Consider the following 21,074-nt stretch of genomic DNA (forward strand, 5'->3'; position numbering starts at 1 on the left):
AATCTGCCGTGACCGACCGGGCGGAGTTGCTCGCGGCGATCACCGCGGCTCCGGAGGATGACCTCCCTCGCCTCGTCTTCGCCGACTGGATGGAAGAATGCGGTGAGGAGCTTATCGCCAGGTTCATCTGCCGGATGATCGTTGCCGATCTGGAGGGCAAACCGCAGTTCGACGAGTCGACCGAGGTCGTTGCGGACCAGGCCGCCCTCGCCGCCTTATGGTTCAACTCGTTCGCGTCTGCCTTCGGGGTCGAGAAATTCCGCGTTAACCGGAGGTTCATCTCGCGGGTCGAGTTGCCCGTCGGCACCTTCGTTGCCCGCGCGGCCGACTTGTTCCGCTCCCAGCCGATCGTCGAAGTCGATCTCACGGACGCCGCCCGTTGAGAGCCACACGGGGCGACCAGCGCATAGGGAGGGCGGACCTTCAGTCCACCGTGCCGACGTGCTGCCGCAGGGCGCCGGCCCGAAACCGACCCAGGAGCATCTGCAACAGGTCCTGGTCCCAGAAGGAGGGCGTGGCGTTCAAGCCGAGCAGGTAATCGACGTGCCCGAGCACGTCGCCGTAGTCGTCGCGGGTGACGTCCACGAACCCCATGCTCCACCCGGCGAACGCGGCCTCGGGGGCGTCCCGGCGGACCAGGAAGCGGACGCGGTGGTGCCGGTCGTCCGCGGCGATCGTCCGGGCGAGCGCGTCGACGGCCGCGTCGGGCCCTTCCAGCACTTGGAGGAACGACCCGGCGTGGTAGAGTAGTAGCCCCGTGACGCCGAGGGATGCGTTCTTCGCCCGCGATTTCTTCAGCAGGGCGACCAGTTGGGCCTGGGTGAACGGCAGTCCGGCGGCGCTGACGTAGACGACCTGGAGCATGGGGACCATCCAATGGGGTTGGGACAAGCCAAGCAATGAGAGGGCAACCGTCCGACGGGTCGACGGTAACCTCGAAATGATTATCGACCGTTTCCCGAATCCTTTAGCGTCGGCCTTTTCCCGACACGCCGTGACGGCCGCCACCGGCACCGCAAACACCTGCACTCACTGCGAAGGGAAGAAGGAGAACGCGCGCGACCCGCCCCCGGGCCGTCCGGAGTGGGGACCGCGCCGAGCGATCGAGCCGGGCGGCTGTCGGGATTTCGACCAAAAGGCCGGACCGGTCGGACAATCCTTCCAGGCGACCCGGGCCGCCCGTCGAAGAGTAGGCCACCCCTTCGGAGCGGCCCATGCGGAAACGGAGTACCCTCGCGCTGATGCTCGCCGCCTGCGGCTGCCAGGCCGTCAAGGAGCGGGCGTTCTCCCCCGTCACCGCCCGCCTGGACTTGGCGAACGAGCAACTGGCCACCGGCGTTCGGCACGTCGAGCACGGCGTGGCCAAGTTGACCGAGGTGGACGCGAAGCTGACCGAGACGAACCAGCGGGTGGCCCGCATCGAGGCCCAGTTGAAGGCGACGGACGACCGCATGGCCCGGCTGGAGGGCCAACTCGCCCGCACGGACAAGCGCGTCGAGGGCTTGCAGGGGGACGTGGCGACCGCGACCAAGGCCGTCGGCCGGGTCGACGCGACGGCCATCACGTTGGGGGCGACGGTGACGGGGATGGCCACGACGCTCACGGCGACGGCCAAGCGAGTCGAGGTCATGGACGGGCGGTTGGCCGACGCGAATAAGAAGGTGGACGAGACGAACAAGAAACTCGACGTGGTCGTGGAAGCGGCCAAGAAGGTGCCCGGCGTCGCGCCCCCGAAGGAGTGACCGGTTCCGCCGACTGAACGGGGCGATCGTGAAACCCCACGGGCCAGCTCGTCTGTGCTGTCATCCCAAACTTTTCTGGCCGATCGGGCTGGCGCAACGGTTCTCCCCGGCGACGGCGCCGCGGGCGTCAACGGGACTGAAGGCGCGCGGCCGAAATCTTCCGCCGCCCGACCTCAAACCCCGCCGGAAAGAGACTCCGATCGCGCCCCGGCGGTCTTGCCACCGTCCACGATCGAAGGCCGAAGTCATTTGACCGGCACCGTGTCGAACGGCAGGGCCGGAACCGGAATGGCCCCGCGGTCCGAGACCGGCGGCCGCGGGCGGAGGAGGCTCGGCGCGGGGTGGACGGGTTGGGCCGGGCCGCGTTGCTGTTGCGTCAGAACCGTGCCGGCCCGCGCGAGCGTTATTTCGCCCGGCCCCACGCCCGGTGGCAGCGTCCGCCACGGTGTCGCCGACTTCACCACCCGCTTCCCCTCCTCGTACATCGACACCATCACGTCCCTTTTGAACTCGGTGCTCGACGTCGGGGCCGGGTAGCCTGGCGGGATGGCCGTCACGTAGTAGTCCATGCCGGTCAGCAGGCAGACGGTGTACAGCCGCTGCAGGTCGCCGCGGGTCTGGGCGTAGATGAGCGTCGAGACGCTCTTGCTCGCCTGTGACAGCGACCACGGGCGGATCACTTCCGGGTCGGCGTACAACTTGCCGGCCACGATCACGTACACATTCGCGCCGGCCAGGTCGCGGGCGGCCACGTCGGATCGCTCCTCGGGCGGGACGTAGGGCGGGCGGAAGAACAGGGACGCCATCACGCCGCCGTCCACGTGCCGCTCGACGTGGCAGACGCCGTCCACGGTCACGCCGATCTTCGCCGCCGGGAAGAAGCCCGGCGGGGCCGACGAGCCGAGGAGGACCTTCACGATCAACTCGCGGTCGCCGGGGGCGTTGCGGGCGGCAATCGCGCCGACGTCCCAGGTGACGAACTGCTTCCCCTCCTCCTCGGTCGTGCCGACGTACAACCGCCGGCCGCTACAGTGGGCGGCGGCAATGGCGGCCGTCACCGCGGGCGAGATGGCCGCGTCCACGCGGGCGGCCATCCGGCTGTTGTCGGTGAACGCCTCGCCGAGCAGCGCCCGGATCGGCCGGAGGACGTACAGGTCGCGGCTCTCGACGGCGGTGTACAGTTGCTTCAAGTGGTCGTCGTACTCCGGCCCGAGGAACGCGAACGGGGCGATGAGCGCGCCGGTGCTGATGCCGGTGACGACGTCGAATTGCGGGCGGTCGCCACGCTCCGTCCAGCCGTTGAGGACGCCGGCCGTGTACGCCCCGAACGACCCGCCGCCAGACAGGCAGAGGATGTTTCGGTCCGGCCGTCGGGTCGCGATCCCGCCCTCGTTCTTGGCCTGCTCGCCGAGCTTTTGCTTCCGCTCATTCCGCAACCGCTCGGCCATGACGGCGAGTTGGTCGGGCGGGTTAAGATCCTCGGACTCTTTCTGGGCGACGGGGTCGACGAGGTCGCGGGTGTTCAGCCCCACCTCGGCCGGCGTCGTGGGGCCGCGGCCCGTCCGGCAGCCGGCGAGCAGCAGCCCGACGACGACGAGTAGCAAGGGCATCTCGCGACGCATAATGGAGTCCCAAGGGGCGTTCGAAAAGGGAACGCATAGCCTCTTCTCTAGCCCGCCACAAGCAAGAACTCCGGGCGGAGACCCCATTTCCTTGTCGGGACAATCCGCCCGGCCGCCGTGGGAGGGATTGCGAGATCGCCCTCGCCGCCGGTGTCTTCCCGACGACCATCCGTGAGAACACGGTCGGTGCACCACCTTCCACGGTCCGGAATGTCGGGAGTTTCCCGATCCCAAAGTCGGGGCGTGGTACGGGAATCGCAAGCGAATCGAGTCCACCCCGGAGGGGGTGGCCCGGCGACGGGGTTCGGCCCCGTGCCGCAGTCGTGGCAAGCGGCGAGTGCCTGGGACCGGCCGACCCTCTCGTTGGGCAAGGTCGGCCCCTAACCGCCGCTGCCCGTCCCGGCTGCACCTTATGCCGGGGTGAGCGGGCCGCGACTTGGGGGCCGGCCTGCGCCAGTGGCCAACCCTCACTCGCCACGCGGGCCGGGAACGATCACGTACGTATCGCCCCGGATCCAGAATCGCGATCCGTCAAACGGCACCTCCTGCCCGTACTCGTCCAAGTACCGGTCGTGGTTCCTCACCGCGTCGCCATCGCCGGTGGTCTCGCAAATCTTCGTCAGCGTGAATTTGTTTCCGTTGACGTTTTGAACCACAATGGTGGACCGAGTCATGATGTGTTCCATTCGGCTGACGGAAAATTCTTCCCTCAGGCAGGCTTAACTTGCGTTTCGTGTCTGGCCGAGCAGGGGGTGAAGGTCACTCTCCTTCGAGCAGGGGGATGCGGGCGATGATCGTGGTGCCCCGCCCGGGGGCGGACTCCACCTCGACCTCCCCGCCGACCTGGGCCAGCCGCTCCCGCATTCCCACCAGCCCCAGGCGGGCCGTCGCCCCGGTCGGGTCGAACCCGACGCCGTCGTCCTCCACGACCGCCCGCACCTCCCCGCCGGCCGCGAAGACCGTCACCCCTACGGCCGCCGCCCGGGCGTGCTTGGCCGCGTTCGTCAGGGCCTCCTGGACGACCCGGTAGACGGTCGTCTCGACCGCCCCCGGTAGCCGCCCGCCGACCCGCACCTCCACGGTCGCCGCCACCCCGTGCTGCCGGGACCAGTCCACCGCCAGTTCCCGCACGGCCGCCTCCAGCCCGAGGTCGTCCAGTGCCGTCGGCCGCAGGCGGACGGCCGCGGCGTGCAACTCCCGCCCCATGCCGTCGGCCAGCCCGCGGGCGTGGGCCAGGCCGTCGGCCGCCGCCTTCAAGGCCATGGCCAGGGCGGCGTGCGTTTGGCCGACCGTGTCGTGCAGATCCCGGGACACCCGCTTCCGCTCATCCTCCTGGGCCGCGGCCAGCCGTAGCGAGACCTCCCGTCGGCGGCCCATCTCGGCTTCCAGGGCGTCGACTGCCGCGGCCAGCTCGGCCGTCCGCTCGGCCACCCGCTCCTCCAGCCGCTCGTGAGCGTCGCGCAGGGCGTCCTCGGCCCTTTTGCGGGCGGTCAGGTCGCGAAGGATCTTGACCAGGTGGCCGCCGGGCATGCGGGTGAGCACGCCGCTGGCGTAGAACCGGCGGCCGTCGTTGCGGACGTGCCACCGCTCGTCGGCCGCCCGCCCGTCACGCTCGGCGGCCGAGACCTCTTGCTCGGGGACTCCGGCGGCCCGATCCTCGGGCGTGAAAATGACGTCGGCCGACCGCCCGACGGCCTCGGCCGCCGTGTGCCCCAGGATGGCTTCAGCCCCCGGGCTCCACGTCGTCACCGTGCGGTCCGGGGTCATCGTCACGATGGCGAAATCGGTGACGGTAGAGTGAATGAGTTGGAGGATGGCGTCGGGGGTGTGCATGCGGCCTCGGCCATCGTGGGCGGCGGGGTGGGGCTAGGGGAGGGCGCGGGGGCCGACCGGCCGGCGGCGAGCCGGGCAACGCGGTCCCGCAGCTGTTCTAGTGAACCGAGCAGGGCCGCCGTTCGTTCGGCTGCGCGTCGCAACTGCGCGTCCAGGCCGGCGGGGTCTGGCGACGTCGAATTCTCCACCATACTCTTCACCATGTCCGGTTGGGCCGCCGCCGGCCGTAAGCCTTGATGAAGAATATCGTGGGAGCGGCAGCCGCCTGTCGGGCATTCCCTGGACAGCGTTTAAATTGCGAAAAACCCCGACGAAGTATCGCTGACTGGGCCGGCGGTCAATCGCGTCACGCCCCCGGCTTTCTCATCGCGTCCACGATCTGCTCGACCGCCGCGGGCTTGACGAGGTGCTGGTGGAACCCGGCCGCCTCGATCCGCAACCGCGCCTCGGCGTCGTTCCGCCCGGTTATGGCCACGAGGATCATCGGCGCGTCGCCCGCGTCGGCCCGCAGCCGGCGGGCCAACTCGTCCCCGTCCATTCCCGGCATGTTCAGGTCGAGCAGGCACACGTCAGGTTCGAACTCGGCGGCGACGCGGAGGGCGGTCGGCCCGTCGTAGCACGCCCGCGCGTCGTACCCCATGGCCGTCAACAGGGCCGCAAGGCTATCGGCCGCATCCCGGCTGTCGTCTACGCACAGTACGCGGGCCGGACGCTCCCGAGTCGCCACAACGACCATTGATCGCCTCCATGAGAACGGGCTGAAGGAGCGGACGCCATTGTAGACGGATCACGGACCGGTAAGGATGAGTGATTTCGCCGCTCCCACCACCGCACGGCTTCCAGATCGGCGACGTTCACGACCCGCGTCCCGTCGCTGAAGAGGTACGCCCTCACGGCGAACCCTCGGACGTCCTTCTCCCCCGTCGCGCGACAGGTACGGCGTGCGGCCGTCCCCTTCGGCCGGGGGCCACCGCTCGGGCGACCAAATCGTGAGGCGGTCGAACTCGGCGGTCATGACGACGGCTCCGAGGTGAAGCGTCCGTGCGCAAACCGATTGTCCCTTCGGACAATCGGAATCCGTCGGGGAAACGTGACAGGGGCGGCGGAATTATTCCGGCGCGAGCACGGGCTTGGCCGATCCCTTCGTCCGGGCGGCCCAGTCGAGCAGGTCCAGGATTACGCCCGGGTCGTCCGGCTTGACGAGGTGGAACCGGATGCCAGTGCCGGTCGACAGGTTCTGGCTGGCCCGGCCGTCGCACCCGGTGACGGCGGCAACGACGGGCGGACGGCCCGAGGCGTTGAGGTGCTGGGCGACCGCCCACCCGTCCAAGCCGGGCATGAGCAGGTCGAGGATCCCCGTCCGGCGGGGCCTCGGCGGCCAGGCGGAGGGCGTCACGGCCACCGAGGGCGACCCGCGGCCGGTGGCCGCGGAGGGCGATGAGTTGGGCGAGGGAGTCGGCCGCGTCGGCATTATCGTCGACGACCAGCACGGACAACGGGGAGGTTGCAGCGATCATGGATCGTGCCCGTAACCAAGGGTCAAATCACGGTGGGCGATGGACGATGGGTGTGAAGTAAATTTTGAGAACGGCCGATCCGGGCGGCAAGAGGCAATCCCATGAGCCGCCGGTATCATGACGGGACCACCGAGGGCGGGCGATGACGGAAGCGGAGTGGCTTACGTGCGGGTCATCGCTGGCCCTGTTCGGACCCATCGGCGGACGACGCTCGACAGGAAGCGGCGGCGGCTCGGCTGCGCATTGGGACGGCACATCTGGCCGGCCCTTCACGATGACCGGAGTCGGGCGGCCATCGAAGTCGCCGAGCGGTTCGCCGACGGGGCGGCCACCAAGGCCGAACTCGCGGCCGCACGGGCGGTCGTGGTGAACGGCCGGAATTACAGCCGCAGTCGGAATGGTAAGAAGCCGTGACACAGGTTCCGAAACTGCTCGAAATCGAGGCGTTTCGGAGCCTGCATTACAGCTTCTCACGAGTGTTACGGTACCGCTGTAAGTGTTTGGGCGGCCCGCCGTTCGGTCCGTGGATGGGCTGTGCCAGCGGCCGGTGTAGGAGTCTAGGGAAGGCGCACCCATCGACGGCCACGCGACGGATGCGCCGATCTGGGAGGACGCCGCGGAAGCCATGAACCGCGTGGGGCACCCGTGGCACGCGGAGCTGGGTTGACAGTGCTCCGCGGCCCGGTGCGTTTTCGGCCGATTACCCTCGCCGCTGCCTGTCGGGCGAAGAAGCTCGTCAAGATTCCAAAAGCCATTTACGACGAGCGTGCTTTCGACCGCCTGCCTTCCTCGCGGATGCGTTGCAGGACGCCGGGTGTGAGGACGAGGACGTGTTGGGCCACTGTCGGGGCGACGGGCCGCACGTGAGGGGATGCCGGGTCGACGGCGTGCTCGGGAAGGGGTGGGGGAGTGGAAACCGCGGCCAGTACTTGACAAACGCCGAGGGGACGAAGTAAGAGGCCCCCGGTAAAACGGCGGCCCGACCGAAAGGGAATCGCCTCCCACTCCCGCCGGTTAGTAATCGGTCGGCAGGTCGCCGGCGTTCGGGGTGAGCGTCCGCCACCAGACGGTCAGCGGGTCGACGTTCTGGTTCATGTTTCGCACGCTCCCGTCGCCCATGCTGACGAGGAGGACGCCCGTGTGCGAGCCGGACGCGAGGCCGCAGTTCGCCACCGGCTTCGGGGCGATCTGGAATTTCGCACTCGCCGCGATGTACCCGCTCTGCGAGTCCCCGATGTTCGACCAGTTGGCCGCCGCCGGGTCGGACGGGCCGACGCCGAACACCGGCGTGTACGAGTTGTTCCACGCCCCGTGCGGCCACAGGTTATACCGGTTGTTCGTCGCCCCCGTCCCGTTGACCGCGCACTGGGACAGCTTCTCGGCGTACATGACCGTGTTCGACGTGCCGTCGCTGAACGTGTACGCGAGGCTCGGCTTCCCCGCCCCGATCAGCCACAGGCTCGCCGGGATGGTCGTGGACGGGACGCCGAACACCTGGAAGTTCATCCCGTAGGACCCGGACGCCCACGTCCCCTGGCCTAAGCCGTCCCCGTACAGGGGGTCGGACGGGCAGGCCAGCGTCTTGATTTTCGCGTTCCGGCCGAGGCCCGTGTTCGCCGCCCCGGTCTGCAAGTTGATCGGGTAGCCGAACGACTTGTACACGTTGTCCTGCTCCATGAACGGGAGCAGGGAGACGAACCCGTGCCACTTGACGTTGGTCCCCCCGGAGTCCCCGTCATACTGCGACGGGAGCCGCTCGAACGTGCTCTGGTGGGTGTGGGCGGCGGTGCCGATCTGTTTCAGGTTGTTCGAGCAGGTGCTGCGGGCGGCCGCCTCGCGGACCTTTTGGACGGCCGGCAGGAGCAGGCCGATGAGGATGGCGATGATGGCGATCACGACGAGCAGTTCGATGAGAGTGAACCCACGGCGGGTTCGGGGAGGCAAGCGGTCAGGCACGGAGGGGTCCTTTGGGGCGAGGTGAGTCCGGCCGCCGGCCTCGGCACGGTCGCGTCAGCCCCAACGGTCGGAGATGTGAACGTAACGGCTTCCTATCGCCTGGTCAACGCCTAAACTATAGCCGGATATGAACTTAAGATAATCCGAGTGACATTCTGTGCCCAGGCCCGTAAGGATTATCGGATGTACACGGGATAAGAGTAGTGCTCCGGCGAGGGTAAGATCGGACTGGCGGATAGAGTGGCGTGTCCCAACAGGGCATCGCCGAATTGCTTTTGCCCCGCCTGCCGCGTTACCGCGTGCTCATTTTGCAATGCGCCGAAAAAACGCGAAGGGGGCTTTTTCAAAAGTGCCGGAGAAGGAAACTACGGCCGGTTCGTAGTCGCCCGAAACCACTCCAATGATTTTGTTGCAGGATCGGGTGCCTGCGTCCGATGAGCAAGGCAGTAGTAGGGCAACGGATCGGACCTGGGCAGTATCACATACGAGCCGGATCCCCGGATCCTCAGCGTGCGCGCCGCGACCGCGCTGATGTTTGCCGCCTACTTGCGACGGCCTGTCATCGTCGTCGGGCTGCTGTTCGTGGCGTGGCGCTCGGGGCCGACCCCGAGGCAAGACAGGGTCTGAGGTGTCGCAAAGCGAGCAACCGGTCATATGTCGCCCGGTTGAATCCGCCGGAGGGCGACTTCCAGGGCGTCGATTCTCGCCAGCATGTCTTCCACCGACGCAAGGAGTTGACGCTGCATCCGCATCAAATCCTCGATACGGCTCATCAACGGGTTCTGGGCGGCCGCCGCCGCGTCTTGTTGGAACGGCAACGAACCGACGTTCGGGGCGTTATCGGGCACGGAGGATTCTTCGATCGGTCGAGGCATTGTCGTCGACTCGGTTCCAGGGTTGGGACGGCGGTCGCCGTGGGATCGGCCGCACACTCCGCGGTTCGCGGTGGCGGGGAACGATCCTGCCGAGGCGACCGCCGTGACGCTCCACAGGCCCACCAAAGGGGCGCGACCGTTGGACCGCGCCCCGGCCCGGGGTTACGCCGACTTGAGGGCGATCTTCCGCGGCTTTGCGGCCTCGGACTTCGGGCACGTGATGGACAGGACGCCGTTCGCGAGCGTCGCCTCCACCCGGTCCGCGTCCACCCCGCACGGCAGGGCCGCCCGGGTCTCGAACCGGCCGAACGAGCGGTCGTCGCCCGAACGACCCCGGACCTTCCGCTCGCCGCAGACGATGAGCTCGTCGCCGTGGATGGCGATGTCCACGTCCTGCTCCGTCGCCCCCGGGACGTCCATCTCGAAGTGCACGGCGTCCGTCGATTCCCACAGGGCCGGCCCACGGGTCGGCCACCCGCGGGCGGCGACCCCCTCGAAGAGTCGGTCGAGCACGGGGCTGAGGCGGTTGGCCGGGGCGAACGGGGCGTCGTTGGCGAGAAGGGACAGCATGATTAACCTCCTTCGAGCGTGGTCGGGCACCGCGGGGATACGGGGCGGCGGTCGGTGCCCGACGGGAATCCCCGCCGCCCGCACCAAAAAATGCAAGGAGCGTGCCCGCGGCGGCGACCGGGCGGAAGTCGAAATGCGACTTGGAAATAAGGCAAACAGTGCGAAATCGGGCCACCGCGAGGAGTGCCAGTTTGGCAGCGGAGGGCCATAGAAATTCGGTCAACTTCGTCTTTACGGCCCTGGATGCTGGGTGGATCCAGACGGGCGTGTTGGCCGTTCGGCAAACACGATCTCGCCGCGGCCCCTCACCCCTTCCCGAGCACGCCGTCGACGACCCGGCATCCCCTCACATGCGGCCCCGTCGCCGCGGCAGTGTCAGCTATCCTCTGCACACTCTGAGACATCCACGGTGTAGCCACCTTGGAACTGGATGCGAACGGAGTGGTACAAGCCCTTAAGATCGAGGGCCGTGCACGCCTGGAGCAATCCATCCCCGGCGAGGGGCTGTTCCAAGAATTCGAAGCCGTGGTCCTTAAAGAGATGTCATTGTCTGAACGAGATTCCACCCCGGCGGGAGCCTGTTGAACGGCTCGAACGCAGAACTTGGGAGGGCGCGCGGTAACCTCGTCGAAGTTTTCCCGGCCTACGCGCCAACGCACGCGCACTCGTCGACGTGGCTCACGACCTCCCGGACGGTCGGGAGTCGGGTGCCGGACAGGAAGAACACATTCCGGTCGTTCCGGAACACCTGGAACTCGCCCTCGATCCCATTCAGGACCTCGACGCGCGTTCCCGGGCGGTACCGGAACGTCGCAGCCACCGACCGTGCCAGGCCCCGGGTGAACGGGCAGTGCGGGCACCGGTAGATCGTGATGTTCGTCATGACGCTTACACTCCGTGCTGGGCACCGCACCCTGAGCAACCGGGGTGCCGCCCTCGAACCTGCCGCGCGGGTTTGACCCGTCCTGAACTTTTCCGCGATTCCCCGCCCCGGCGGCGGCAGTGCGAGGAGTTCTGTGCCCCGGCGCGAGGGGTGTAAACGAAGGGCATCATCCCCCTCGATCGGGGCGAGGGGTCAACTCCGCGTTTGCGAGAACGGAACGGCATTCGATTGCACGGCGGTCGGCGGGGGCGGCGGTTCAAGGAGGCGAGTTCATTAGCCGGCGGGCCTCGCGGGTGCGGGCGGCCCGGGCGAGTACGCTGAGAACCATGGCGGTATCGTCCTGCTTCCCCAAGTGGAACGGGATGTGGACCCACGCCACCCCAAGAGGGTCGGCACCGGCCGCGGCTTCCGTGACCGGGCGGTGGTTCGATGCCGCGAGGTTTGCGGCCAACTCCCACCCGTCCATCCCGGGCATGTGGAGGTCCAGCAAGACGACATCCGGCCGGGCTTCAACGGCGAGGGCGATCGCGTCCGCCGCACTGGCGGCGGTCCGCACGGCGTAACCGTGACGGGTCAAGCAGGCGGCAAGCGAGTCCGCGGCGTTCCGGTCGTCGTCAATGATCAGAACGGACAGGGGGACGGGATCGGTCAAGGTAACGGTCTCTCGGGACGATAGTCGAGGGCGGGCTACGGGTTTGATCGCGGACCCGCGACGTGGCCACGGCGGAATTCGGGGGGAACGACCGACACCGCCAAGCGGTGACCGGGCGTCACTCGAAACAGGGTCCGGCAGGTGGCGCACCGGGCTGTTTGCCCGACGAGGCGAGCGGGGACGCGGTAAGACTGGCGGCAGGTCGAGCAGGCGATGATCACGGGCGGTTTGGGCACGGGTCGAATCCCGTGGGGTGGTATGGCAGGGCAACCCACTGTAAGACACTCGCCATTCGGAGTCAAATGAGTTTTGGAAAGTAAAGAACAACTCGGCGTGAAGGCTTACGGACGGGGTACAATCCACCGCACCCGTGTCCGGCTTGGCGGCCGGTGGTGCAGAGATGTTCAAACGAAGCAGGAGTTAGGATGCCGACGCCCGGCCTACCACCCGTCAAGAAAGCACACACGCCGACCCCCGGCGATCCGCCGCCCAAGAAACGGCGTGCCGTGATCGTCGACGCCGTTGGAACGGCGAGAACGGTCCACGGCGGCGAGGGCCAGCCCTTCGATCTCGACGCGGCGTTCAGCGCGGGCGCGACCCTCGTGTCCGGCCCGCACCCCATCGGGATGGCGGGGAGTTTGTTCCTCATCGTCCAGGAACCGTAGGCTCTCGCTCACCCCACCTTCACCGTCGTGACCAACTCGCCGTCCGCGCCCACGGCCCACTCGATGTCGCCGCGTACGCCATCAACTCCCCCGCGTACCGGACTTCCTCGCGACCCGGAGGCACCGGCGTACACCGACTGAAAGCGATCACAGAAGCGGCCGCGGAACGCCCAGGCGACTGAGGCCGAAGTCGAGGGCTTGGCTGCCCGCGTCGAGCGGGAGATTCAGGTTCGCGGCGGGGCGCGGCCGACGGCGAAGTGGATCAGCGAGATCGTCGCGATGCTGGGCTGGGTGCCGGGGGAGCGGTGAGTTTACGGCGGCCGACTTTAATCACGATGTGCGGCGGCTAAGATACCCTTGTTGACGCACTCGGACCCCGTGACACCAGCTGCCAAGCAGGTCACGGGGTCCGGTCGTTGGTATCGCGCCGCCGTCGCAGACTCAAACCGATTTTCGACGGCAGGGCGGACGAGAAAGAGGTTGCGGTCAGATTGCGGGTTTGGTGCCGCGGAAGTATCGGACGATGGCGATAAGGGTGGACGCCCCGAGGAAGGCGACCAGAGTGCTTTCGACCAGCCCGGCCTCCGTCTGGACGATGAACCCGAACAGGAACCCGCCGACGAGCGCCCCGATCAGCCCCATGGCCAAGTCGCCAATCAGCCCGAACCCCTCGCCCTTCATCACTCGCCCGGCCAGGAAGCCGGCCACGAGGCCCACGACGACCCAGGCGATAATGCCGCCGGGGTTCAGAACGATCTCCGCGATGAGCATGACGCACTCCGAATAGGTTTTCGCACGAACGGGTCGAGCACCCGGCTCGCTGGGTTACAACTTCGCAGCCTGAACACCTACGACATTTCACTGCTAGTCCAATGCCGAGACCGCCTAGTTTTCATCCGCTAGCCCCGCCCGCTTGATGCTCGGCCCCTCTTTACCGAAGAAGATCCCGGGCAGCGACGGACCGCATCACGGCCAGGTCTGGCCTGCCCATTTCAACTTCCCGCCGTCCGTCCGATGCTGATCCGCCACCCGCCGAAGTGCAGGGTGCCGAGTTCGTCGTCCTTCCGGGACGGCACGAAAACGCCTGGGACGAAGTGGTAGACGACATGCCGCCCTTCCTTGGTGTGGGCGAGCACCCCGGCCGCCCTGAGCACGCCCAGGTGGTGCGAGACGTTGACAAAGGCCCCTCTGATCCGCCGCGCGAGGACGCCGACGGTACACGGGCCACTCTGGGCGATCTCGTGGACGAGTTGGATGCGAGTGGCTTCCGACAGGGCCGTGAGTTGCTCGGCCAACGTGCGGGCGGCTCGGGGTTCGGTCATGGGGTTCGGGGGCGGGACGGGCGAATGGAGGGCGACCGCAGGACCTTACCGACCCACGGGGTAGAGGGCAACCCGAACGTGCCAAGGGCCGTCGACGACTTTTTACCCTCCACCCGGGCTCGATTTCCGGCCCACCATGGAGGGGGAGGGGCGGGCCCCATGCCCGTGAGGCCCGCCCATCGCCTCGGGTATGCCCGGGTGCGACAGGGGCGGGGTATAGCCCGCTCACCGTCCCGCCGCTGTCAGGAGTTGCCCGTTTTTTGGATGGAGCTGGAGTATTCAGGATCTCCTCCTTCCGGCCGTCCCGGCGACGGGGCTCGGCGTGCCCGCGGTCGTGGCAAGCGATCCCGAAGGCATGGTCATTTGTCCGCCGCGGCATACGTTGGCAAGGCCGAGGGCAACGAGCCTAGCATGGGGGACGCCCCAACCCCTTCCCCCGCTCGGTGACCCGCATGCGCGTCTTGATCGTCGATGACAACCGGGACGCGGCCGACAGCCTGGCCACCCTCCTCGGCCTCTGGGGCCACGCCGCCGAGGTGGCCTACGACGGCCGGGCCGGGTACGCGGCGGCCGTCGCCCGGCCGCCGGATTGCGTCGTGTCGGACATCGCCATGCCGGGCGTCGACGGGTACGAGTTGGCGGCACTCGTGCGGGCCACCCCGTCCCTGCGGCGGGCGCGTCTGGTGGCCCTGACGGCCTACTCGGACGCCGACCGGGCCGCGAAAGTCGCGGCCGCCGGGTTTTCCCACCACCTGACCAAGCCCGTCGACCTAAACCGCCTGCGGGAGGTGTTGAGCGTGTTGGACAGAATCGAGAACGCGGCCGAGCGGGCCGCGGCGTTGGCCGAGCGGAACGCCGCCCTCGCCGCCCAGACGCACGAGTTGGCCCAGCGGAACGTCGAGCTAGCCGGGGCAACCAAGGACCTGATCCAGGAGGTCCAGGTCGAGGTCCGAGACCTTAAGGACGAGGTGGTCGACTTGAAGGCCCAGGTCACGGACTTGGTCCAGAAGCAGCACGGCGACCAGCCGCCCGCGGGGGAGTGACGATACACCATGGCGGACCCCGGGCGTGTCTGGCCGAGCGAGAGGTCAACGGGTCAACGGGGTGGCGGTTCCAGCGTATCGCCGTTCGTCTTGAGTTTGGTCAGTGGCGCACATTCGCAGGTGGTGTGGGTAGGCAATACTCCTCGGGCACTGGCCGCAGGATCGGCACATGACCACCCGATCCGCCCTCGGACTTTCGGACGCTTTGCGGCTCACCGAACCATAGGTTGACGTGCTCTTCTGGCACGCCAGGCTCGCCCTCAGCGCCGACAACGACCGCGAGCCGACCGTCAAACTCGACGAGATCACCTTTCCGCCACGTTGCCATCTGTGTTTCCTCTGCCGCCGAACAGTGTATGAGCCTGCGCCGGCGAATCGTTACACCGGCACTCGCCCCGCCAGATTGGAGCGGGGTGCGGGCTGCGGCGGTTCACGGGCACGTCACCCACTTGGCACTCGCCGCGGACCACGACTGCGGCCGGAGTCGATCGGCCGAACCCCGTCGTCGGGACCGCGATCGGGCGGCACGGTCAGGATACGCGATATAGCCGATCGGGCGGCCGATTGAGGGAGGAATTGCGGTGCCCGGACCAGTCGGCTCCTCAGGACTCCCTCGCCGCCGATTGCTCGGCCAACGCCGCGAGGTCGCCTTCGATCCCGCGTAAGAGTCGGAGGTTCTCCTCGTGGAAGAGCCGCAGTGACTCGTACACCCGCCCCACCATCTCCTGCTCCTCCACCAGGGCGGCCGTGACGGAGGCGAGGGAGGCCTCGGCCCGGCGCTTCAGGTCCGCGCTTTCCTTCACCAACTCGTCGTACCGGGCGCGGAGCAATTCCAGGGACTCTCTCGGCGAGGGTGCGGCCACGGGCAAATCCTAAAATGCCTCTATCTTACACCCGATCGACTCGCGCACCACCGCGGAAGGGCCCGGACTCGTCAAGCAAGGTGCGAACGACCGCGTCCGAATCCTACTTGCTCCCCGCCCCGTCGGCCGTTATCGTCAGCCGTCGGGGCGTGCCTCTCGCCCACGCTTCCTTACCTACCCGCGAGCGTCGCGCGGGGCTGTGAACGTCAGAACCCATGACCGAACCCCGAGCCGCCCGCACGTTGGCCGAGCAACTCACGGCCCTGTCGGAAGCCACTCGCATCCAACTCGTCCACGAGATCGCCCAGAGTGGCCCGTGTACCGTCGGCGTCCTCGCGCGGCGGATCAGAGGGGCCTTTGTCAACGTCTCGCACCACCTGGGCGTGCTCAGGGCGGCCGGGGTGCTCGCCCACACCAAGGAAGGGCGGCATGTCGTCTACCACTTCGTCCCAGGCGTTTTCGTGCCGTCCCGGAAGGACGACGAACTCGGCACCCTGCACTTCGGCGGGTGGCGGATCAGCATCGGACGGACGGCGGGGACGTGAGCTACGTCATCGCCCGGGACGCGCCTCGCCCGCGTCGAAGATCTGCCCTTCGGAAATCACACCAACTTCCGGGCGAGTTCCGGGTCGGCGTCGAGGATCTGCTCGACCGTCACGGGGATGATGGCCCGCTTCGCGCTTCGCAGGAAGCGGTCGATCTCCCGTCGGGCATCGCTCGTGTACTCGAACCCGACCATGAACCCCTTCGGCCGGTTCTCGCGGACCATCACGGCTTCGAACTGGTCGACGTCCGGGCGGCCGATCTTGTCCGTTTGTTTCACCTGGATCGGATACCAATTGTCGAAGATCGTCATCTGCCGCGGCTTCTTCGCCTTCTTCGGCAGGGCGTGCGTCGGGTAGATGCGACCGTCGATGCCCTTGTCCCCGACCTTCGCCCGGTTGGGGACGCCACCGAGCGAGATGACGGCCCAGTTCTCGAACTCGAAGGGCGGCATCCGGCGGAGCGCGACCGGGTCGAACTCCATGCCGATGACGCGGAAGTCCCGATCTTCCTTCAGGTGGCAGACGCTGGTGAGCCGATCGGCCATGACCCGGCACGCCGTCGGGGAGACATCGATGCCAATCCACCGACGGCCGAGGTTCTGGGCTGCGACCAAGGCTGTGCCGCAACCACAAAATGCGTCAAGGACGATGTCGTCGGGGTTTGAACTCGCCTCAATGATCCGCTTGAGGAGTGGGAGCGGTTTCTGGGTCGGCCACCCGATCCGCTCCTTCGCCCCGGCGTGGAGGCGGATATCCGTCCACACGTCCTGCAACGGCACGCCCGGCATCTCGTCGAGGTATCGTTTGTAGACCGGCATCCCGGTCTTGCGGAAGACGATCCGGCCTTCTTCCAGGAACTGGTCCATCTTCTCACGGGAGTAAGCCCAGTGCCGGCCCTTGTACGGCAGCATCCCGTGCCACTCGTAATCCACGTCGCCGCCGCCCTTGTTGGCGGTCAAGTCGCTGAGCCGATACCGCCTGCCAGTGCCCTCCTCCGTGTACCGGTAGTTCTGTTCGACGTAGTCCGGCTCGAAGGGGCCGTACTTTGGGTTCCAAGTGTAGGCCTTGGATCCGGTGTAGAAGAAGATGGCGTCGTGGCCCCGGCCGTAGCGCACGGCATCGTTCTTGGCCGAGAACCGCTTCCACACGATTTCGTTCTGGAAGTTGTTCTCGCCGAAAATCTGGTCGAGCATCACCTTGACGTAGTGGCTGGCGTGCCAATCGCAATGATAATAGAAACTGCCGGTCGGCTTGAGGACGCGGGCCAGTTCCAAGCACCGTGGCCGCATGAAATCGATGTACGCCCCGGTCGATCCGTGTCGGTCGTCGAACGTGCGCAGTTCCTTCTTGTCGCCCCAGAACACTTCGTAGTTCCGATCGCTGTTGAACGGCGGGTCGATGTAAATGAGGTCGACGGACTTATTCGGGATCCCCTTCAAGACATCGAGGTTGTCGCCCAGGAAGATGCTTTGGGCGTCCAAGGTGGACGAGAAGAGGTTGCGGGCGGGCTTGGCCGTGAGGGATTTCTTGGAAGGCATGGGGACGGTCGGATCAGGGGGTGCGGCGACCGTGCCGGGAGTGGTAGTTGGGAAAGCGATGATCGAGGAGGGGAAGACCCAAGGCAAGAAGAATCTGGGATTCTTGAGAGCGTATGAACTAACGTGCAGAACTGATTATTCGCTCACTAGTAAGACCGGCCAATCTCAATCTGGAACGTAATTTCGCCCTGATTCGATGCACTCCGAGCACAGGCGTCTGCGACTCAGATCCCAAGGCGACGTATCATTTCGCGAGATGGAGCCGGCTCTCGGCGGAACGGCGACCCTTGTCCCACCCCGTTCCCCGCAGTTCGATCGCCAAGTTTGCCGTTAGCCCTGTGCGAGATGATTGGATCGGCGATCCCGTTGCCCCCGCACTCGGCACGGCTGGCCCGCGTACTCCTGAAGCGACTCGATGAACGCCTGGAGGTCGGCGGCCGTCACCCGGACGAACCGCGGCTTGGTCGACTCGTTCAGGCGGACGGCCCGGAGGCGGCCGGCGGCGATGTAGTTCTGGACCGCGGCTCCCGTCAGCCCGCCCAGCCGCGCCCCCGCCTCGGCGAGCGTGTACAGCCGCGGGCCGTCGGCCGGGGTCACAATCGGCAGTGGGGCCAGCGGTTCCGCGCTCGCGGCGGGCAAGGTCGGGGTTGCGCTCATACGTCACGTCCTGTTGAAAGATTCTGGAAGCCACCGCAAGCGTTTGCGGTGGGCGGAGGGTGATCTCGCCCCGTGCCGGGCGACACCGCAAGCGATTGCGGTGGGAGTGCAGTCTCAGCACACGGCCGGTTGAGTGAACGCTTCCCCGGTCTGCCAGTGCCACCGGTCCACCTGAGAACCGCTCGGGCCGTCATCGCCCGCGAACCCGGTCGCCAGTTCGACCGCCGCGACGTCGACCGGCGCGAGGTGTTCGAGGTCAAGGTCGTCGTTCAGGCCGTTGGGATTCAGGAGGAGGGGCGGCCGGCACGCGGCCACGCAGCACAGTTCCTGGATCCGCCCGGCCGTCGCGCCCAGGAACGCCGCCGCCGACACGCTTCGCGCGACCGGCGTTTCGCCCGGAGTGGCCGCGGCCGCCGGCGTGACCGTGAACGGCACGACGAACGCGCCGCCGGCGTCGCTCAGGTGGAACGTGAGTTGAGCGTGGACCGCGGGGCCGAACCCGTTGGCCGTGACGAATGTGAGCAACTGCTCCACGCATGCGGCGGCGCGGCGGGTGAGTTGGTCCGGGGTCATGTCGGCTCCTGGGGCGGTGAGGGTCGTTGAGATTCCGGGGTGACCACCGCAGACGTCTGCGGTGGTCACCCGCCGGGGTTCGGGTGGTACCCGCCGAGGGCCCCTGGCCCGGTGATGCCGTCGATCGGCAGCGGGTTCGTCGGGTTCGGCGGGGGCGTGGCGACCGCGTCACCGTCGCCGAAGAGGGTGGTCGGCTTGGCCTTCCGGAACCCCCACCAGATGATGTCGCGGGCGACCGTCGCTCCCGGCAGGCCGTCCGGGTACTGCCGCTGGACCGTTCGGACGATCTGCGGGGGCAGCAGGTCGAACAGCTTGGCCGCGTTGGCCGCGAGGATGTCGTACTGGTACGAACCGGCTTTCACGTACCGGATCGCGCCCGTTTCCGGGTTCGTGACGACCTCATCCCCGAGGTAATCCACGCCCGTCAGGACGTAGTTCGGATCTTCCGGGACCGGGTCGGGAATCTGGGGCGGCACGCCCCATCGGGTGGCCGACCAAATGACACTCATCTGTGTCTTCCCGTTGTTGATTCGCACCAGGCAGGACGGCGCACGGTTCCCGTCCGTATGCTGCGGGCCGGCGGAGGCATAACTCTTCAGGCCCGTCGTGTGACTGATCTTCAGCCGGATGTTGTAAGCCGTGTACGGGTTCGGGGAGTCAACGGGGTCCGGTTTGGTCGGCGTGGCCGAGGTGCCGGTGATCGGGTTGGAACCGAACGCGCCGAAGGACGTGTCGGCCGACGAACCTCCGCCGCCGGGGATCGGGCTATAGTCGGCCAGAACGGCCAAGGGCACCGCCCCACCGCCGGGCGAAGTTGAGAGGTTCGGGAAAAAGAAGTCGCGAATGAACTGCTCGGACTCCAGGTCGATGATTTGGCTGTTCGGACCAACCGTTATGGTCGTGCTGCCAACGCCACCGCCGCCGGCCGTCGGGCCGGCTGTCGGCGTCTGAGCGGAGCCAGTAAGGGCGCTTGCTGGCTGGCCTTGAGGGCGAGGCGGTCGGGTGGTGCTGGTGTCTTTCCCGGCCGACGCCACCGGGTCAGCCAAACTCGCGCACGGCTCTTGGAACGCGGCTCGCTCGATGTCGTCCTTCTGCTTCTCGTAAAGCGGTGGCACGAAGGCCGGGCTACCCGGCCCCTCGAACCCGTACCCGTCGAACAGGTCCGCTCGCAACTTACCGGTGGTGTCGTTGAACTTCTGGGGGTCGGCCTGAATGGTCTGTTGGATTTCCACCACGTTGTCCATGACCCCGACCCGGATGCGCGTGGACAGGATCGGCGCAGTTTTGCCGTCTCGCACGACTTCGAACTTCCGCGAGATGTTGGTGATGATACGAAGCGCCTTCACGAGCAGGGCCGACCGCTTGACGCCCTTGGCCCCCTTCATCCGCACCATGCCCACCGCCTGCGCCGCCGCGTTGTTGCCCGGGTTGTGGAAGATCAAGTCGGCCTCGCACTCCGGGGCGTCGTCCGTCGGCCGCGTGTCGAACTCCTTCTCCGTCCGCGTGTAGGCGAGAACCAAGTTCCGCGCGTCCACGAACCCGTGCTCAATCGGCTCGATGAGCTGATACCCGTCCCGCGTGCCGTTGAGGTCGGCTTCGTCGAGGATCTGCCACACGCGCTTGTTCCGGGCCATGTCGGACCGGATCGCAATCAGGCCGTCCGTGGTGAGGGTGCAGTACCCGCGGCGGTCGTACGTCTCCCGCTGGCGGAACGTGTGCGAGAGGATGACCCGCTTCGGATCCGTCGTGCAAGCGAGCGTGGTGGCCTCGATCTCGACCTCGATTTCAATGCACGCCTCGGCGATCGCGATCACCGTAAAGCCCTTGCACTCGGGCCCGTTCGCGATGTCCAAATTCCTGAGCGGGTCGTTGGGGTTGTCCGGGTCACCGACCTCGACCACGACCGTCCCGAACGGGGCGTACAGGAAGTACCTCCGGTGCCGCATGAGTTCACTTTTCATGCGGCCGAGCGTCTCGGCCGGCGTCTCCCCGGAGATGGCGGGCGGCAACCCCTTGGCCAGCGTGCCTTTGACTTTCAAGCTGTGCCTCGTCCCGATCACGTTCATCCCGGGCGGGTCCAAGTACGGGCCGGGGTGGTACTGGCTGACCGTGTTTGCGAGTACGACCGAACCAAACTGGAATTGGACCGATGACGTTGCCGCCATGATTCACCCCTCTAGTAACTCCTACACATTGCCCACTACACAAATTCCTGCGA

23 protein-coding genes are annotated in these 21,074 nt (G+C 67.2%); 6 read left to right on the forward strand and 17 right to left on the reverse strand.

The features are described 5' to 3' along the window. Positions 1-8 precede the first annotated feature (8 nt). A complete protein-coding gene (locus PX52LOC_RS36595) occupies positions 9-383 on the forward strand; it encodes a TIGR02996 domain-containing protein (protein WP_168219425.1) in 375 nt (124 codons plus the stop codon). A 40-nt stretch (positions 384-423) separates the two neighbouring features. Here the strand turns inward: PX52LOC_RS36595 and PX52LOC_RS36600 are convergent, their stop codons facing one another. Next, complete coding sequence (locus PX52LOC_RS36600; RefSeq protein ID WP_168219426.1) at positions 424-864, reverse strand: BLUF domain-containing protein; 441 nt, start codon at positions 862-864, stop codon at positions 424-426. A 350-nt stretch (positions 865-1,214) separates the two neighbouring features. Between PX52LOC_RS36600 and PX52LOC_RS36605 the strand changes: the two genes are divergently transcribed. Beyond that, on the forward strand, positions 1,215-1,742 hold the full coding sequence (locus PX52LOC_RS36605; RefSeq protein ID WP_149114724.1) for a coiled-coil domain-containing protein: 528 nt from the start codon (positions 1,215-1,217) through the stop codon (positions 1,740-1,742). A gap of 245 nt (positions 1,743-1,987) precedes the next feature. Here PX52LOC_RS36605 and PX52LOC_RS36610 read toward each other — a convergent pair whose 3' ends face one another. The 4 genes from PX52LOC_RS36610 to PX52LOC_RS36625 all read right to left on the reverse strand — a co-directional run bounded on the left by PX52LOC_RS36610 (position 1,988) and on the right by PX52LOC_RS36625 (position 6,536). Further along, positions 1,988-3,364, reverse strand: a complete 1,377-nt coding sequence (locus tag PX52LOC_RS36610) for a patatin-like phospholipase family protein (protein WP_168219427.1) — start codon at positions 3,362-3,364, stop codon at positions 1,988-1,990. Positions 3,365-4,123: 759 nt separating this feature from the next. Further along, positions 4,124-5,197, reverse strand: a complete 1,074-nt coding sequence (locus PX52LOC_RS36615) for a PAS domain-containing sensor histidine kinase (RefSeq protein WP_149114726.1) — start codon at positions 5,195-5,197, stop codon at positions 4,124-4,126. Between the two features lie 346 nt (positions 5,198-5,543). After that, positions 5,544-5,933 (reverse strand): response regulator, encoded by a 390-nt coding sequence (locus PX52LOC_RS36620; protein WP_149114727.1) that lies wholly within the window; start codon positions 5,931-5,933, stop codon positions 5,544-5,546. Positions 5,934-6,305: 372 nt separating this feature from the next. Beyond that, positions 6,306-6,536 carry a response regulator gene (locus PX52LOC_RS36625; RefSeq protein WP_149114728.1) on the reverse strand — a complete coding sequence of 77 codons (231 nt, stop codon included), beginning with the start codon at positions 6,534-6,536 and terminating at the stop codon, positions 6,306-6,308. Between the two features lie 343 nt (positions 6,537-6,879). Here PX52LOC_RS36625 and PX52LOC_RS36630 point away from each other — a divergent pair, with 343 nt between their 5' ends. Continuing rightward, positions 6,880-7,128, forward strand: coding sequence for a hypothetical protein (locus PX52LOC_RS36630; protein WP_149114729.1), 249 nt, complete (start codon positions 6,880-6,882; stop codon positions 7,126-7,128). Positions 7,129-7,728: 600 nt separating this feature from the next. Here PX52LOC_RS36630 and PX52LOC_RS36635 read toward each other — a convergent pair. The 5 genes from PX52LOC_RS36635 to PX52LOC_RS41365 form a co-directional block, all read right to left on the reverse strand. Next, positions 7,729-8,670 (reverse strand): DUF1559 family PulG-like putative transporter, encoded by a 942-nt coding sequence (locus tag PX52LOC_RS36635; protein WP_149114730.1) that lies wholly within the window; start codon positions 8,668-8,670, stop codon positions 7,729-7,731. 650 nt (positions 8,671-9,320) lie between these two features. Beyond that, entirely contained in the window at positions 9,321-9,545 is a 225-nt protein-coding gene (locus tag PX52LOC_RS36640; RefSeq protein ID WP_149114731.1) for a hypothetical protein, read from the reverse strand. 162 nt (positions 9,546-9,707) lie between these two features. After that, positions 9,708-10,115, reverse strand: a complete 408-nt coding sequence (locus PX52LOC_RS36645; RefSeq protein WP_149114732.1) for an Hsp20/alpha crystallin family protein — start codon at positions 10,113-10,115, stop codon at positions 9,708-9,710. A 643-nt stretch (positions 10,116-10,758) separates the two neighbouring features. Then, positions 10,759-10,998, reverse strand: coding sequence for a hypothetical protein (locus PX52LOC_RS36650; protein WP_149113657.1), 240 nt, complete (start codon positions 10,996-10,998; stop codon positions 10,759-10,761). Positions 10,999-11,254: 256 nt separating this feature from the next. Then, a complete protein-coding gene (locus PX52LOC_RS41365) occupies positions 11,255-11,650 on the reverse strand; it encodes a response regulator transcription factor (RefSeq protein WP_168219428.1) in 396 nt (131 codons plus the stop codon). 425 nt (positions 11,651-12,075) lie between these two features. Here PX52LOC_RS41365 and PX52LOC_RS36660 point away from each other — a divergent pair, with 425 nt between their 5' ends. Further along, on the forward strand, positions 12,076-12,315 hold the full coding sequence (locus tag PX52LOC_RS36660; protein WP_149114734.1) for a hypothetical protein: 240 nt from the start codon (positions 12,076-12,078) through the stop codon (positions 12,313-12,315). Positions 12,316-12,801: 486 nt separating this feature from the next. Here the strand turns inward: PX52LOC_RS36660 and PX52LOC_RS36665 are convergent, their stop codons facing one another. After that, a complete protein-coding gene (locus PX52LOC_RS36665; protein WP_149114735.1) occupies positions 12,802-13,086 on the reverse strand; it encodes a GlsB/YeaQ/YmgE family stress response membrane protein in 285 nt (94 codons plus the stop codon). A 221-nt stretch (positions 13,087-13,307) separates the two neighbouring features. Next, a complete protein-coding gene (locus PX52LOC_RS36670) occupies positions 13,308-13,637 on the reverse strand; it encodes an ArsR/SmtB family transcription factor (protein WP_149114736.1) in 330 nt (109 codons plus the stop codon). A 452-nt stretch (positions 13,638-14,089) separates the two neighbouring features. Between PX52LOC_RS36670 and PX52LOC_RS36675 the strand changes: the two genes are divergently transcribed. Beyond that, on the forward strand, positions 14,090-14,680 hold the full coding sequence (locus tag PX52LOC_RS36675; protein WP_149114737.1) for a response regulator: 591 nt from the start codon (positions 14,090-14,092) through the stop codon (positions 14,678-14,680). Between the two features lie 602 nt (positions 14,681-15,282). On the opposite strand, the gene PX52LOC_RS36685 is transcribed toward PX52LOC_RS36675, so the two are convergent. Continuing rightward, entirely contained in the window at positions 15,283-15,543 is a 261-nt protein-coding gene (locus tag PX52LOC_RS36685; protein ID WP_149114739.1) for a hypothetical protein, read from the reverse strand. A 215-nt stretch (positions 15,544-15,758) separates the two neighbouring features. Here PX52LOC_RS36685 and PX52LOC_RS36690 point away from each other — a divergent pair, with 215 nt between their 5' ends. Further along, on the forward strand, positions 15,759-16,088 hold the full coding sequence (locus tag PX52LOC_RS36690) for an ArsR/SmtB family transcription factor (protein ID WP_149114740.1): 330 nt from the start codon (positions 15,759-15,761) through the stop codon (positions 16,086-16,088). A gap of 56 nt (positions 16,089-16,144) precedes the next feature. On the opposite strand, the gene PX52LOC_RS36695 is transcribed toward PX52LOC_RS36690, so the two are convergent. From PX52LOC_RS36695 to PX52LOC_RS36710, 4 genes are all read right to left on the reverse strand, one after another. Further along, the gene (locus tag PX52LOC_RS36695; protein WP_149114741.1) at positions 16,145-17,626 is read right to left on the reverse strand and encodes a DNA methyltransferase; all 1,482 of its coding nucleotides are present in this window, start codon (positions 17,624-17,626) and stop codon (positions 16,145-16,147) included. A gap of 330 nt (positions 17,627-17,956) precedes the next feature. Next, complete coding sequence (locus tag PX52LOC_RS36700; protein WP_149114742.1) at positions 17,957-18,283, reverse strand: helix-turn-helix domain-containing protein; 327 nt, start codon at positions 18,281-18,283, stop codon at positions 17,957-17,959. 114 nt (positions 18,284-18,397) lie between these two features. Beyond that, complete coding sequence (locus tag PX52LOC_RS36705; RefSeq protein WP_149114743.1) at positions 18,398-18,856, reverse strand: hypothetical protein; 459 nt, start codon at positions 18,854-18,856, stop codon at positions 18,398-18,400. Between the two features lie 65 nt (positions 18,857-18,921). Continuing rightward, positions 18,922-21,021, reverse strand: a complete 2,100-nt coding sequence (locus tag PX52LOC_RS36710) for a hypothetical protein (RefSeq protein WP_149114744.1) — start codon at positions 21,019-21,021, stop codon at positions 18,922-18,924. Positions 21,022-21,074 lie beyond the last annotated feature (53 nt).

Origin of the sequence: Limnoglobus roseus, assembly GCF_008254045.1 — a bacterium.
Classification (GTDB): Bacteria; Planctomycetota; Planctomycetia; order Gemmatales; family Gemmataceae; genus Limnoglobus; species Limnoglobus roseus.

What these genes read in the sequence shown, in the direction of transcription:
- PX52LOC_RS36600 (WP_168219426.1), bottom strand. Translation starts at nt 864, where the DNA reads ATGCTCCAGGTCGTCTACGTCAGCGCCGCCGGACTGCCGTTCACCCAG.
- PX52LOC_RS36605 (WP_149114724.1), top strand. Translation starts at nt 1,215, where the DNA reads ATGCGGAAACGGAGTACCCTCGCGCTGATGCTCGCCGCCTGCGGCTGC.
- PX52LOC_RS36610 (WP_168219427.1), bottom strand. Translation starts at nt 3,364, where the DNA reads ATGCGTCGCGAGATGCCCTTGCTACTCGTCGTCGTCGGGCTGCTGCTC.
- PX52LOC_RS36615 (WP_149114726.1), bottom strand. Translation starts at nt 5,197, where the DNA reads ATGCACACCCCCGACGCCATCCTCCAACTCATTCACTCTACCGTCACC.
- PX52LOC_RS36620 (WP_149114727.1), bottom strand. Translation starts at nt 5,933, where the DNA reads ATGGTCGTTGTGGCGACTCGGGAGCGTCCGGCCCGCGTACTGTGCGTA.
- PX52LOC_RS36625 (WP_149114728.1), bottom strand. Translation starts at nt 6,536, where the DNA reads ATGCCCGGCTTGGACGGGTGGGCGGTCGCCCAGCACCTCAACGCCTCG.
- PX52LOC_RS36640 (WP_149114731.1), bottom strand. Translation starts at nt 9,545, where the DNA reads ATGCCTCGACCGATCGAAGAATCCTCCGTGCCCGATAACGCCCCGAAC.
- PX52LOC_RS36645 (WP_149114732.1), bottom strand. Translation starts at nt 10,115, where the DNA reads ATGCTGTCCCTTCTCGCCAACGACGCCCCGTTCGCCCCGGCCAACCGC.
- PX52LOC_RS36650 (WP_149113657.1), bottom strand. Translation starts at nt 10,998, where the DNA reads ATGACGAACATCACGATCTACCGGTGCCCGCACTGCCCGTTCACCCGG.
- PX52LOC_RS36660 (WP_149114734.1), top strand. Translation starts at nt 12,076, where the DNA reads ATGCCGACGCCCGGCCTACCACCCGTCAAGAAAGCACACACGCCGACC.
- PX52LOC_RS36665 (WP_149114735.1), bottom strand. Translation starts at nt 13,086, where the DNA reads ATGCTCATCGCGGAGATCGTTCTGAACCCCGGCGGCATTATCGCCTGG.
- PX52LOC_RS36670 (WP_149114736.1), bottom strand. Translation starts at nt 13,637, where the DNA reads ATGACCGAACCCCGAGCCGCCCGCACGTTGGCCGAGCAACTCACGGCC.
- PX52LOC_RS36675 (WP_149114737.1), top strand. Translation starts at nt 14,090, where the DNA reads ATGCGCGTCTTGATCGTCGATGACAACCGGGACGCGGCCGACAGCCTG.
- PX52LOC_RS36690 (WP_149114740.1), top strand. Translation starts at nt 15,759, where the DNA reads ATGACCGAACCCCGAGCCGCCCGCACGTTGGCCGAGCAACTCACGGCC.
- PX52LOC_RS36695 (WP_149114741.1), bottom strand. Translation starts at nt 17,626, where the DNA reads ATGCCTTCCAAGAAATCCCTCACGGCCAAGCCCGCCCGCAACCTCTTC.
- PX52LOC_RS36700 (WP_149114742.1), bottom strand. Translation starts at nt 18,283, where the DNA reads ATGAGCGCAACCCCGACCTTGCCCGCCGCGAGCGCGGAACCGCTGGCC.
- PX52LOC_RS36705 (WP_149114743.1), bottom strand. Translation starts at nt 18,856, where the DNA reads ATGACCCCGGACCAACTCACCCGCCGCGCCGCCGCATGCGTGGAGCAG.
- PX52LOC_RS36710 (WP_149114744.1), bottom strand. Translation starts at nt 21,021, where the DNA reads ATGGCGGCAACGTCATCGGTCCAATTCCAGTTTGGTTCGGTCGTACTC.